14 protein-coding genes and 2 pseudogenes are annotated in these 11399 nt (G+C 62.9%); 9 read left to right on the top strand and 7 right to left on the bottom strand.

What is annotated here, in order from left to right; all coding sequences use genetic code 11:
* Positions 1 to 142: pseudogene (locus tag KBY58_RS11415) on the bottom strand (photosystem II D2 protein (photosystem q(a) protein)); the annotation flags it as partial.
* 195 nt (positions 143 to 337) lie between these two features.
* On the opposite strand from KBY58_RS11415, the gene KBY58_RS11410 reads away from it, so the two are divergent.
* Positions 338 to 898 (top strand): photosystem I assembly protein Ycf4, encoded by a 561-nt coding sequence (locus KBY58_RS11410; RefSeq protein WP_255004440.1) that lies wholly within the window; start codon positions 338 to 340, stop codon positions 896 to 898.
* Positions 898 to 1608, top strand: a complete 711-nt coding sequence (locus KBY58_RS11405) for a peptidylprolyl isomerase (protein ID WP_255004439.1) — start codon at positions 898 to 900, stop codon at positions 1606 to 1608. The genes KBY58_RS11410 and KBY58_RS11405 overlap by 1 nt, the downstream gene beginning before the upstream one ends.
* Positions 1609 to 1623: 15 nt before the next feature.
* Here the strand turns inward: KBY58_RS11405 and ilvN are convergent, their stop codons facing one another.
* Positions 1624 to 2154: an acetolactate synthase small subunit gene (gene ilvN / locus KBY58_RS11400; protein WP_255004443.1), complete on the bottom strand. Its 531-nt coding sequence runs from the start codon at positions 2152 to 2154 to the stop codon at positions 1624 to 1626.
* 34 nt (positions 2155 to 2188) lie between these two features.
* Positions 2189 to 3238: an alpha/beta fold hydrolase gene (locus KBY58_RS11395; RefSeq protein WP_261350402.1), complete on the bottom strand. Its 1050-nt coding sequence runs from the start codon at positions 3236 to 3238 to the stop codon at positions 2189 to 2191.
* Between KBY58_RS11395 and KBY58_RS11390 the strand changes: the two genes are divergently transcribed.
* The 4 genes from KBY58_RS11390 to KBY58_RS11375 all read left to right on the top strand — a co-directional run bounded on the left by KBY58_RS11390 (position 3206) and on the right by KBY58_RS11375 (position 5781).
* Positions 3206 to 4354, top strand: coding sequence for a N2,N2-dimethylguanosine tRNA methyltransferase (locus KBY58_RS11390; RefSeq protein WP_409995755.1), 1149 nt, complete (start codon positions 3206 to 3208; stop codon positions 4352 to 4354). The two genes, KBY58_RS11395 and KBY58_RS11390, sit on opposite strands and share 33 nt — an antisense overlap.
* Before the next feature lie 23 nt (positions 4355 to 4377).
* The gene (petM, locus tag KBY58_RS11385; RefSeq protein WP_254933770.1) at positions 4378 to 4479 is read left to right on the top strand and encodes a cytochrome b6-f complex subunit PetM; all 102 of its coding nucleotides are present in this window, start codon (positions 4378 to 4380) and stop codon (positions 4477 to 4479) included.
* Between the two features lie 41 nt (positions 4480 to 4520).
* Positions 4521 to 5483: an NAD(P)H-binding protein gene (locus KBY58_RS11380; protein WP_254933769.1), complete on the top strand. Its 963-nt coding sequence runs from the start codon at positions 4521 to 4523 to the stop codon at positions 5481 to 5483.
* Between the two features lie 82 nt (positions 5484 to 5565).
* Positions 5566 to 5781: a hypothetical protein gene (locus KBY58_RS11375; protein ID WP_254933768.1), complete on the top strand. Its 216-nt coding sequence runs from the start codon at positions 5566 to 5568 to the stop codon at positions 5779 to 5781.
* Between the two features lie 6 nt (positions 5782 to 5787).
* Here KBY58_RS11375 and KBY58_RS11370 read toward each other — a convergent pair whose 3' ends face one another.
* Positions 5788 to 6534, bottom strand: coding sequence for a pseudouridine synthase (locus KBY58_RS11370; RefSeq protein ID WP_255004441.1), 747 nt, complete (start codon positions 6532 to 6534; stop codon positions 5788 to 5790).
* Positions 6535 to 6749: 215 nt separating this feature from the next.
* On the opposite strand from KBY58_RS11370, the gene infA reads away from it, so the two are divergent.
* A complete protein-coding gene (gene infA, locus KBY58_RS11365; RefSeq protein ID WP_094560946.1) occupies positions 6750 to 7016 on the top strand; it encodes a translation initiation factor IF-1 in 267 nt (88 codons plus the stop codon).
* Positions 7017 to 7052: 36 nt separating this feature from the next.
* Here the strand turns inward: infA and trxB are convergent, their stop codons facing one another.
* The 3 genes from trxB to KBY58_RS11350 form a co-directional block, all read right to left on the bottom strand.
* A complete protein-coding gene (trxB, locus tag KBY58_RS11360; RefSeq protein ID WP_255004437.1) occupies positions 7053 to 8450 on the bottom strand; it encodes a thioredoxin-disulfide reductase in 1398 nt (465 codons plus the stop codon).
* Positions 8451 to 8598: 148 nt separating this feature from the next.
* A complete protein-coding gene (locus KBY58_RS11355; protein WP_255004436.1) occupies positions 8599 to 8865 on the bottom strand; it encodes a hypothetical protein in 267 nt (88 codons plus the stop codon).
* Positions 8866 to 8991: 126 nt separating this feature from the next.
* Positions 8992 to 10464 carry a DEAD/DEAH box helicase gene (locus tag KBY58_RS11350; RefSeq protein ID WP_255004435.1) on the bottom strand — a complete coding sequence of 491 codons (1473 nt, stop codon included), beginning with the start codon at positions 10462 to 10464 and terminating at the stop codon, positions 8992 to 8994.
* Between the two features lie 131 nt (positions 10465 to 10595).
* Here KBY58_RS11350 and KBY58_RS11345 point away from each other — a divergent pair, with 131 nt between their 5' ends.
* Together KBY58_RS11345 and KBY58_RS11340 are read left to right on the top strand one after the other, a co-directional pair.
* Positions 10596 to 10784: a hypothetical protein gene (locus KBY58_RS11345; RefSeq protein WP_255004434.1), complete on the top strand. Its 189-nt coding sequence runs from the start codon at positions 10596 to 10598 to the stop codon at positions 10782 to 10784.
* Positions 10785 to 10897: 113 nt separating this feature from the next.
* A pseudogene (locus tag KBY58_RS11340) lies at positions 10898 to 11399 on the top strand (NAD(P)(+) transhydrogenase (Re/Si-specific) subunit alpha); the annotation flags it as partial.

Below are 11399 nucleotides of genomic sequence, written 5' to 3'. Positions count from 1 at the left end.
ATCCACCCAATGCCAAGTAGGCAGTTGGGAAAAGAAGCAGGCCAGACCAGCCCACAAATACGAAGCGGTCGCGCTTAAGCCAGTCATCAAGGATGTCGAACCATCCCCGTGCTGCTGGCTGGCGCCCTACAGCGATCGTCATGGTGGTGAAACTGTGCGGAAAACCCGCGGGACTGATGGATACCGCGAGATGGTAACAACGGCGGCGGGTTCTGCGGGCCGAGTTGACACGGGCTGAAACCCCAGCCCTGGATTGATTTTTAGGTATTTCTTCTGATTTTTGCCGCTGTGGTCTGCCCCCGCGCCAGGATGGCTAGGTGTTGTAGCCCTATTTCCCATGGCCACTCCAGCCGCGCCCACCCAGGCGGCAGACCTGTTGGAGCAATCGGTTTTGGGCTCCAGGCGGCTCTCCAATGTCTTGGTGGCTTCGGTTGTTACGACCGGTGGCGTGGGCTTTGCCCTGACCAGTGCCTCAAGCTTTTTTGGGGTGGATCTGCTGCCGATTGGCCACCCCGCTGAATTGGCCCTAGTGCCCCAGGGTTTGGTGATGGGTCTTTACGGCCTGGCCGCAATTCTGCTTTCCACCTACCTCTGGGTTGTCATAGCCATAGATGTGGGCGCTGGCTCAAACCGTTTCGACCGGGCTTCCGGCAGCGCCACCATTAGCAGGCGTGGTTTTCGTCAAAAAATTGATGTGCAAATCCCGCTGCGCGACATCCAGGCCGTGAAGGTGGATGTGCGTGATGGGCTGAGCCCAAGGCGGCGCATTGCTTTGCGGGTGCAGGGTCGCCGGGACATGCCCCTGACCCAGGTTGGCGAACCACTCCCCCTCGCCGACCTGGAGCTCTCGGGAGCCCAGCTGGCCCGTTTCCTGGGTGTTCCCCTGGAGGGCGTCTGATGGGCCGCTGGTTTTATGGCCTGTTTTTGGGCGGCCTACTTTGTCTTAGCCCCTTTGCCCTCGGCGCCTGCGCCGCCGATCAATCAACCCAATTGTTGGGCTGTAGTGCCACCGGTGCTCCTTGCCTGAAGGGGCTGGCCACTGTGAAGATCCAAACGGCTAAGGGGGAGGTGGAGATCCAGCTCGGTGGGGATGCAGCCCCCCTGACCGCAGGCAATTTTGTCGACCTAGTCAAGCGCGGGGTCTACGACGGCACGGTCTTCCACCGGGTGGTGCGCGAGCCTGTGCCCTTTGTGGTGCAGGGCGGTGACCCCGCCAGTGCGGATCCGAAGGTGCCCGTCAACCAATACGGCACAGGTAGCTATGTGGATCCCAGCTCTGGGGAATCCCGCCTGATCCCCCTGGAGATTCGGCGCCAGGGGGAGCCCGAGCCCCGCTATGGCGTACCCGTCACGACCCCCGGCATCACCCGCCAATTGGTGCTGGCCCACCAGCGTGGCGCAGTGGCCATGGCCCGCTCAGCCGATCCCAATTCAGCCAGTTCCCAGTTTTATGTGGCTCTGCAGGCCTTGCCTGAGCTGGATGGTCGCTATGCGGTTTTTGGCCGGGTAAGTAAGGGTATGGATGTGGTCGACAAGATCCAGCAGGGCGACAAAATCACCAAGGCCACTGTCATTTCCGGGGGCACCCTGGTCCAGGGCAAGCCCTAGGTAATCGCCGATCGGCTAGGCCGGCACCCGCTTTTCGGAGCTGGTTGCCTTCAGGTATGCGGTGTTGACCCCTGAGGCGCGCTCCAGGGAAATACGGCCCGTGCGGGCGATTTCGAGGATGCCGTAGGCCTTCATCACCTGTTCTAGGGCCACCAATTTGCCGGGATCGCCAACCACCTCCAGGGTTAGGGCGTCGTCGGCCACATCCACCACGTTGGCCCTGAAAACCTGGGCCAAATCCAATATGGCGCTGCGGTTAGCGGCCGGTGCGGCCACCTTCAACAGCATCAATTCCCGCTCCACGGCTGGGATTGTCGAAAGGTCGATCACCCCGAGCACGTTGATCAGCTTGTCGAGTTGCTTGGTCATCTGCTCAACGGTGTGGGCGTCGCCATCCACCACCATCGTTAGGCGGGAAATCCCCTTGCGCTCCGCCGGTCCCACGGCCAAGCTTTCGATATTGAAGCCCCTACGGGCGAACAGTCCTGAGATTCGACTCAGGGCACCGGACTCGTCTTCGACCAGCACCGAAAGGGTGTGCTTCATCTGTTGCCCGGCCTGGGCTGTGGCTGTCTTCAAATTATGCAGGGAGCTCCCCCTGGCAATGGGGTAGTTGTTCAAGCCATTGAAGTAGGGCCTGGTTGAAGGCCTGGGGAGCCTCGTCGTGGGGGCAATGGCCGCAGTGCTCCAGCACCACTAAAGGCAGCTGTGGACGCAGGGCCCCCACCTGGCTAGCCACCTCGATCGGCACCAGTTGGTCGGCCCGGCCCCAAATCAAGAGCAGAGGTTGTTCCAATCGCCGCAGCAGGGTTGGCGCCAGGGCGCCGTGGGGCCTCAGGGCCATGGCGATGCTCATCGACCTAAGGGCCCTGACCGCCCCAGGCCTGCGGGCCGGCTTGGCAATCAGCCTGTGCAGATCCCGATCCCCCATCACCGCCGTCAGATAGGCCGACTGAATGCCCAGATTCAGCAGGGGCGAATGGGCCAGTAGCGGTACGAGCAACTCCAGGGGGAGCAGCCGGCAGAGGCTGATCACCAGCCAACGCTTAAGCCGCCGCCGCCAGGGTTTGCGCCTTGGTGAGCGCACGGGAACTGCCATCAGCAGGCTCGGGTCCGCCAGGGGAGCCGCCGCCACCGCCCGTACCCAGGGCGGGTGGAACACGGCTGCGCTGAGGGCCACCAAGCCCCCCAGGGAATTGCCCACCACCACCGCCGGGGAGCGCACTACCTGCTCGAGGAAGGTCTGCACCTGCCTTGCCCAAAGCCTGTTGTCGAGCCACAGGCGCGGTTGGCTGGAGGCCCCAAAGCCCACCAGATCAAGGCCATAGACCCGCCAACCCGCCGCCGCCAAGGGGGCCGCATTGCGGCGCCAGTGGCCGCTACCGGCAGCAAAGCCATGCAGCAGCAGCAGGGGTGGGTGGAGCGGATCACCCAGCACCCGCCAATGGCAAGTCACGCCGCGCCAGTGCCATTGGTGGTGGAGTCCCCAATTGATGTCGCCGGTCGATGGGGCGTCAGGCTGGGGACCTGCAATCCCCCCGCGCCCAGGTAACTGCTGACCAAAGCTGTGGATCACTATTGCGAGGGTTTGGTCAGCCTGCAGCTTGGCGCAGGCTTTTTCCGACCGCAATCAAGGCCTTCCAGGGATTTAGGCGTCTTGCTGGCCCGCACCCTCGCGGCCCAGGGCCCAGTAAGGGTGCTCGATCTGATGGCGGGCTGCGGCATCAGGGCCCTCCGCTATGGCGTTGAGGGAGGAGCCGGCGAGGTTTGGGCCAACGATGCCGACCCCGATCGCCTGCCCCTGCTGCAGGCCAACTTGGCCCCCCTGGCGGCTGGCAAATCAACTTTGCGGTTGCGGACTACGGCCCGCACGGCCCAGCAGCTCTTGGCCGATTGCCTCCAGCGCCAGGAACGCTTCGAGTTGGTGGATTTGGATGCCTTTGGCTGTCCAACGGCCCTGTTGCCCCTGGCCCTAGAGGCGGTGCAATTTGGCGGAGCGATTTATTTGGCCAGCACCGACGGACGCTCCCCCACGGGCCACGACCGCCCGGCGGCGATTCGTTTGCTGGGTGCCGCCGCCCGGGCCCATCCCGCCAGTTGGGAGCTGGCCCTGAGGCTCCAGATCGGGGTGGTGGCTCGGGCTGCCTGGGCCATGGGCCGGGGCGTCGAACCATTGCTGGCCTTTAGCGAGGGGCGCACCTTTCGCACTGCGCTGCGGTTGCAGCGCCAGCCAGCCAGGGCTGAGGAGGAGCAGTTGGGGCTGATGGCCTATTGCCATGGATGCGGCGATCAGCAGGTGCAGAGCCTGATCAAGTTGCGCCAGTGGCAGCCCTGCAGTTGCCCGGTTCCGGTGCCCTTGAGCATCAGCGGCCCCCTTTGGATTGGCCCCCTGCAGAAACCAGAATTTTTGGCTGCTTTGCATAAAACTGCTTTGCACATAACTGCTTTGCACAAGCCAGATCGCGAGTCCGATGGGCAGTTCTCGCCAGCGTCGCTGCGGTTACTGGGCTGTCTGGCGGCGGATCCGGGTCTGCCGGCCCGCTGCTGGCCCAGCGCCGAGGTGGCCCGACGGCTCCAAACGGGGCCTCCACCACTGGCAGCACTTGTTTTGGCCCTGCAAGAGCAGGGCTATCGGGCCGGCGTCAGTGGGGTGATGGCTGGACAGCTACGCAGCGATGCCCCCTGGCCCGTGATTTTGCAAACCGCCAGCCAATGTCACCGCAGGGCCCCGGCAACTGCTAAATAGGAGAGCCAATCCCATGCCGGTCTATGGCCTCTGAAATCTTCGGCATCGCAGCAGCTTTTTGGGTGCTGATCCCCGTGGGCCTGGTGGGCGGCGCCCTGCTGCTCAAATTCGCAGACAACGACTAATCCCGCGTGCCCCTAGGCTCGGTCCCGCTTGATGGCTGAGTATGCGGGTTTTGGTGGTTGGCGCAACGGGAACCCTGGGTCGCCAGATAGCGCGCCAGGCCCTTGATGCTGGCCACCAGGTGCGCTGCATTGTGCGCTCGCCCCGCAAGGCGGCTTTTTTGCAGGAGTGGGGCTGTGAGCTCACCCGCGGAGACCTGCTGGAGCCCGACAGCCTCGACTACGCCCTAGAGGGTCAAGAAGCCCTGATCGACGCCGCCACTGCCCGGGCAACCGATCCAGGCAGTGCCTACGAAATCGATTGGACCGGCAAGCAAAACCTTTTTGCCGCCTGCCAGCGCTCCGGCATCAAGCGGCTTGTGTTTGTGTCTCTGTTGGGGGCAGCCAAACACCGCGATGTACCCCTGATGGATATCAAGGCCTGCACGGAGGAATGGCTTAACGCCTCCGACCTCGACTTCACGATCCTGCAGGGGGTTGCTTTCATGCAGGGCTTGATCAGTCAATTCGCCATTCCGGTGCTGGAGGGTCAAACCGTTTGGGTTAGCGGCTCCCCAACGCCAATTGCCTACATGAATACCCAGGACATGGCCCGCTTTGCCGTGGCGGCTTTGGCCCATCCGGAAACAGCCCGCCAGACCTATCCGGTGGTGGGCCCCAAGGCCTGGATCACCGGCGAAATCACCCAGCTTTGCGAGCGTTTCACGGGCAAGGACGCCAAGGTATTCCGGGTGCCGCCCGCTCTCCTGAGGCTGATGCGCGGCGTTACCAGCTTTTTTGAGGCCAGCTTGAACGTGGCCGAAAGGCTTAGTTTTGATGCCGTGACCGGTGGCGGCCAAGGCCTGGATGCACCGATGGAGGCCAGCTATGCCGCCTTTGGCCTCGACCCGGCTGAAACCACAGGCCTTGAGGCCTACCTCAAGGAGTACTACGACACCATCCTCAAGCGGCTGCGAGATATGGAAGCAGACCTCGACAAGGACGCTAAAAAGAAGCTTCCCTTCTGAGGTTCGGCCCAGGCTGCCGGTTCGGGCCACTGGCGTGCCGGGCAGTTCGTCTGTACTATTGCCCAATTGAAGTTTTCAGGCGATGTCCGTTGCCCAGATCAAAAACCTGCAGCGCCGTTTGGCCAATTTGGAAAGCGAAGCGGTCGATGAGTTGAACCGGGCCTGCGGCCATGAGCTCTGGCAAACCATCGGCTTTGATGCCCTCGACAGCCTGGAAGATCCCGATCGACGCTCAAGGGCCAACTACTACTACGGTCAGCTCCAGACAGTTCGTGAACTCAAGGATGTGGTCGGCTAAACCGCCCTATCCACCTCCGCCTCCCCGGCCGGATTTCCCGCCGCCAGCCCTGCCGCCGCGCCCCGGTGAGGGGCGACCCTGCTGAATGCGACCGGGTGAAGTGCGGACCTGCGAACCCCGTTTTAGGTCTTTAGAAGGCACCAGGAGTTGATCTAGGCGTTGTTCTTCTGCGGGGCTTACTCGCCGCCATTGCCCGGGATTAAGACCCTCCAGATCTAGGGGGGCTTCACCGTCCATCAGGTCAATGGCCACCCGAAGCAGCCTTAAGGTGGGCAGTCCCACGGCGGCCGTCATCCGCCGCACCTGGCGGTTGCGGCCCTCGCGCAATTCCAATTGTAGCCAACTGGTGGGAATGGCCTGCCGCTCGCGGATCGGCGGATTGCGTTCAGGCAGGCCCGGATCTGGCAGCAGCATGGCCTTGGCGGCCAGGGTGCGCTGGCCCTGAATGGTCACGCCCTGGCGCAGGCTCTCCAATGCTTCGGGATGCTCGGCGGCATTGCCTTCCACCTGGGCCCAGTAGCGCCGCCAGTGGCCAAAGGCGGGATCGGTGAGTCTTTGCTGGAGCCTCCCGTTGCTTGTCAGCAGCAGCAGACCCTCACTGTCGGCATCCAGCCGCCCGGCGGCGTAAACCCCAGGCATATCAATTAAATCCTCCAGGCATCCCCAGGCACTGCCGGCCTCTGGGGTGAATTGGCTCAGGACCCCGTAGGGCTTATGGAAAATGAGGGTGGTCAGGACGGGCGCATTTTCCAGAGGTTCACCACCCCGATCGAAATCAACAGCAGGCCGAGATCCATTGAAATTGGGGGCAGGACCATGGCTGTTTTGGGTAAGGATGCTTGGGCACCTTTGCGACCAGACCCTATCGCCTCCAGGCTGGCACTGGTCTCGCGGCGGCCATCGGTCTCGCGGCGGGCGCCAATTAGGATGAGATCAGCGTTCTGTTTTTTGCGCGAGTAACCAGCTGCATGATTGAGACCTCCGGCGTGATTGAAAAGGAGCAGGGAAACGGGTTTTACCTAGTCACCTTGGAGCAGCCGGCCGGTCACCAGTGCCTCTGCCGTGCGGCGGGCAAGCTCACCAAATTCCGTATTAAGTTGCTGGCCGGAGACAAGGTGTTGGTTGAGATCAGCCCCTACGACCTGACCCGCGGGCGCATCACCTATCGGGAACGCAATGCGGCCGCCGGTCCTCGCCCAGGGGGCAATCGCCCTGGCGGCCCCCGTCGTCGCTAAAGCTTGGCCTTGCCTGGGGCAGCAGACCTGCCCTTTTTAGAGAAGCGCTGAGATGGCCTCCTTAAAGACACTGCGCTGCTTGACGCCCCGGAAGGTTTCCTTCAGCTCTTTTTGGAAAAACAACTGAACGGTGGGCGTTCCAGTTATGCCGGCCTGCTGAGCAATTTCTTGGTCGGCATCGATGTCTATTTCCACTCCTTGGGCTGCCCCAGAGAGCTCCTCAAGAACCCGCTTTAGCTGGGGTTTGAGCACGTGGCAGGGGCCGCAACTTGGCGAGGTGTACATCACCAGTAGGGGCTTGGGGCTGTCGTGGTACAGCTTGCGCAGGGCATAGCTGCCTTTCTGCCAAAGGTGTGCCGGGTCAAAGTTTTCGGCATCACTCTCGGCTGTGGCGACCTTTTCGCCCGCGGGGGCTGGATCCACAGGGTTGTGGCTCACCGTGACAGCCAGGTCGTGGTGGGTCAGCCAGCGCTCTGCCGCCAGGGCCGCCTGGCAGCCACTGCCCGCTGCCGTAATGCCTTGGCGCCATTCCGCATCGGCCACGTCGCCGGCGGCATAAACCCCCTCCAGGTTGGTTTCCGGTCGACCTGGCTTGGTCACCAGGTAGCCGTGGGAATCCAGCTCCAGCTGGCCCGCCACTAGCCGGGTGTTGGGGGTGTGGCCAATGGCATAGAAGAGCCCGCGCACCTGCAGAACTTCTGGGTTGTTGGCTGCTGCTGGGCTGCTTCCTGATCCTGGGTGGCTGGGCTCGACCAGGCTGAGGCTTGCAAGCCACTGGTCGCCGTCCACATCCAGCACCTGGCGGTTCCAGTGCACGGTGATGTTGGGATTGGCCAGCACCCGATCGGCCATGGCACCACTGGCCCTGAGGCGCTCTCCCCGCACGATTAGGTGAACCCTGCTGCCGTATTTGGTGAGGTAGACGGCCTCTTCGCAGGCCGAATCTCCGCCGCCCACAACCGCCAGCTCTTCATCACGAAATTGGGGTGTGGCCCCATCACAGATTGCACAGGCACTGATCCCCCTGCTCCAAAAACGTTCCTCGCTGGGCAAGCCAAGGCGGTTGGCCTTGGCTCCTGTGGCCATGATCACGGCCTGGGCGGAGATGGTTTGACCCTCGGCCTCGATGCGAAAGGGGCGACTGGAAAGATCGATCGCGTCGGCGTCGGCCTCCACCAGTTGGGTGCCCCAGCGCACGGCTTGGGCGCGCATGCGGTCCATCAGCTCAGGGCCCATGATCCCGTCGGGGAAGCCCGGATAATTCTCCACATCCGTGGTGGTCATTAGCTGGCCGCCGGGGATGCCTCCGTCTTGAAAGCCAGTGATCAGAATGGGATTGAGGTTGGCCCGGGCCGCATAAATCGCCGCGGTGTAGCCGGCGGGCCCGGAACCCACGATCACCAGGTTTTGAACTTCCGGACTGCCCGTACCCATGGCTTAAGCGGATTGACTATGACTTAAGCCTATCGGTTCGCGCCGATGGTCGCGTTTGCCCCCCGTCCCCCGCCCCGCCCCCCGCAAGAAGGTCGCCGCCATGAACGGAAAAGGAGGGAATTTCCTTTCGATTCTCTTTAGATTTGGCTCAAATTTCCAGGATTCCGTCTTCTTCTCGCTGGCGCATTCCGTATTGAGCGCTGGAAGTACTGAGCCACTGCTCTAAATTGTTTGGCACCATCAGCACCGTTGTTTCAAGCAATTCAGGATGGTCGTCGAGGCAGAGCAGCCATTCGCGAAATTCTTCGCTGAGGGCATAGCTTTCTTCATAGCGCTCAAGGGAATCATGGGTGGCGACTCGAGCCAGTGCCCAACTGACTGCAACGCTTAATTTTCGTTCGATTGAAGCTTCCATTCCTCCCCCTTCCCCCTTGGATGGCGCCATGTTGCCGGTCGCTGGCCCTGGCGAAGGTATCGATTGAAACAATGTCGCAATTATTGGCTTTAGATTTGCTCTTAACCGGCTCTTATTGAGGGTTAATTAGGCGCTTTTGCGGCGAATCTGGGGCAGTTGGGGACCGCCGATGCGCAGCACCCCTCCGAGCTGTTCACCGATTGCTTCTAGGGGCAGCCCGGCGGCCCCCGGCCCGGCACCAGGATCCGGGGCTGGACTCAGGGCCAGCTTTGGCCGCAGGAGATAGGGCTCGCTCAGCGACCAGGTGCGCGCATAGCTGATCAACAGGGGATCGGCGGGGGCATAGACGTAGGAGGGATGGCGAGGAATCGTCTCCAGGGCCGAGCGCTGGCCGTCCATGCGCACTGCCCGGGTGATCGCCTGCACAAAACGGCTGCGGGTCACCACGGTGGTGAGATAGGCCACCACCCGCAACCTGGGGGCATCAAAGCCTTCGGCGCACATGTCGATGCTCACCAGCCAATCGGCTTCACCGGCCTGAAAGGAGGCCAAGCGCATGGCGGCTTCCGGGTCCTGGGAGTGCACCAGATGCACCCGATCCCCCTGCTCTTCAAGCAGGGCCGCCAGTTGCCGGGCGTGGGCGATGTCCCGGGCAATGGCCAGGCCGCCCGCCCCTGGGTGCTCCTGGCGCACCAGCTCCAGCCGGCTGCGGGCATTGAGCAGCAGCCGCAGGGCGATGCTGCTGTCGTCGCCCAGCTGGATGGCCCTACGCAAATTGCGGGAGCGCCAGCTTTCCCTCTCCTCCGCCGAGAGGGGGGAGGTCTCCCGATCGCCGGGCTCGTGGCGCCGCCCATGCTCAACCCAGCCATCTTGAAAGCGAAATTCCAGGGGGCGCACATCCCCCGCATTGATCAGCTGACGGGGTTCCACGCTGAGGTCGGGGGCAATCCGCTCGACGATTTGGTCCCCATCGCGGACCTTCACCCGCTTTGCGGCGCAAAAGGCCAGGTTGTCGGCTCGAAATGGGGTGCCAGTTAGGCCCAGGCGCAGTTGGGCCGTGCCGGTCAGGCGGCTAAAGGCATGACCCCAGGCGGCCGCCTCCGGTTCATCCGGATCCAACCCAAGGTGGTGCACCTCATCGGCGATGGCCATCCAGCGCCCAAACCCGGCGTGGGGCAATTCCTCCAGCAACCGCTGGCAATGGCGCCCAGCGGCCTGATAGCTCAATTGCAGGCCATGCCAGGTCTCGTTCTGGGGGATCGCCGCCAGGCCCTGGTCGGGATCCCACTCCAGCAGCCGCAGCCCCAGGCGCTCGGCGGCTTGTCGCCATTGGCGGGCGATCGAGCTGCGGTGGGAAAAGACCAAAAAGCGTTCAAGCCGTTGCTCCCTGTGCAGCTTCTGGAAACCAAGCAGGGCTCCGAGGGTTTTGCCTGCCCCTGGCCCCGCATGGATCAGCACGTCAGCCTCCGCGCCCCGCAATAGGCGGGCCCTCAGCAGTTGGATCAGCTGGCGCTGCCAATCCCTTGGCTCCAGATTGGCTGGCCTGGGAGTTTGGTCATGGGCTGGCCTGGGAACCAGGTCAAAGGATGGTGGGGCCATCTCCTTGCCTGGATCGGGGTCTGTGCATCGCCGCATTGTGGGCGCAGAGCGGGCCGATTAGGTGTTCTGGCCTATGGGCATTTGCTGCCGCTTCTCTAGCTTTTGTTCATATTCTCTGGCTTGACCGTTCCATGGCCCAGTCGTCTCCCCAGTCGGAGCCGTGGGTGCTTCCCCTGGCCCAGCGCAGGCTCCATCTGGAGGCCTGTCTCTGGCTTGAGTGCGACATAGACCCGATGATTTTGCGGGCCAGGCTGTTGCGCCGTCAGGGTTGTGTCCCCCAGGCGGAAGCGATTGAGCAGGAGCTGCTGCCGGTGGTGTGACGCCGTTGCTCTGATGACAAAGGGTGGGCAACTGCGCACATTTGCCGCCACTGCCTGGGCTCCTGTTGCACATTGAACTGAGATTGGGAGCTATGTCTCCAGGGGGATCAGGTTTGCCAGATGTATTCATCCCCAGGGAAGAGCGCCACGGCGAGAAACGGGTGGCGGCCACACCGGAAACGGTGAAAAGGCTTTCGACCAAGGGCTTTACTTTGCAGGTTGAGCAGGGAGCCGGGGTTGGGGCTGGCTATGCCGACGCCGATTACGCCGCCGCTGGGGCCGCATTGATCGGCGAGCCGGAGCGGGCCTGGGCCTCCACCGATGTGGTGCTCTGTGTGAACACCCCGCCAGCTGAATCCCTCGGGCGGCTCAAGGCTGGTGCCCTGCTGGCGGGCCTGCTTTCCCCCTACGGCGCCGAACCGATGGTGCAAACCCTCAATAGCCGTGGGGTTTCAGCCTTCGCCCTGGAGTTGTTGCCCCGCATCAGCAGGGCCCAGAGCATGGACGTGCTCTCGTCCCAAGCAAATATCGCCGGCTACAAGGCGGTGCTGCTGGCGGCGGCGGCCCTGGATCGCTACATGCCGATGTTGATGACCGCTGCCGGCACGATCCAGC

The organism is Cyanobium sp. HWJ4-Hawea, from assembly GCF_024345815.1.
In the GTDB taxonomy this organism is placed as follows: domain Bacteria; phylum Cyanobacteriota; class Cyanobacteriia; order PCC-6307; family Cyanobiaceae; genus Cyanobium_A.
The sequence above is the reverse complement of the archived record's forward strand: the minus strand, read 5'-3'. Positions and strand labels throughout refer to the sequence as shown.

Coding starts and splice junctions, on each gene's coding strand:
- KBY58_RS11410 (WP_255004440.1), top strand. CDS start 338: ATGGCCACTCCAGCCGCGCCCACCCAGGCGGCAGACCTGTTGGAGCAA.
- KBY58_RS11405 (WP_255004439.1), top strand. CDS start 898: ATGGGCCGCTGGTTTTATGGCCTGTTTTTGGGCGGCCTACTTTGTCTT.
- ilvN (WP_255004443.1), bottom strand. CDS start 2,154: ATGAAGCACACCCTTTCGGTGCTGGTCGAAGACGAGTCCGGTGCCCTG.
- petM (WP_254933770.1), top strand. CDS start 4,378: ATGGCCTCTGAAATCTTCGGCATCGCAGCAGCTTTTTGGGTGCTGATC.
- KBY58_RS11380 (WP_254933769.1), top strand. CDS start 4,521: ATGCGGGTTTTGGTGGTTGGCGCAACGGGAACCCTGGGTCGCCAGATA.
- KBY58_RS11375 (WP_254933768.1), top strand. CDS start 5,566: ATGTCCGTTGCCCAGATCAAAAACCTGCAGCGCCGTTTGGCCAATTTG.
- infA (WP_094560946.1), top strand. CDS start 6,750: ATGATTGAGACCTCCGGCGTGATTGAAAAGGAGCAGGGAAACGGGTTT.
- trxB (WP_255004437.1), bottom strand. CDS start 8,450: ATGGGTACGGGCAGTCCGGAAGTTCAAAACCTGGTGATCGTGGGTTCC.
- KBY58_RS11355 (WP_255004436.1), bottom strand. CDS start 8,865: ATGGAAGCTTCAATCGAACGAAAATTAAGCGTTGCAGTCAGTTGGGCA.
- KBY58_RS11350 (WP_255004435.1), bottom strand. CDS start 10,464: ATGGCCCCACCATCCTTTGACCTGGTTCCCAGGCCAGCCCATGACCAA.
- KBY58_RS11345 (WP_255004434.1), top strand. CDS start 10,596: ATGGCCCAGTCGTCTCCCCAGTCGGAGCCGTGGGTGCTTCCCCTGGCC.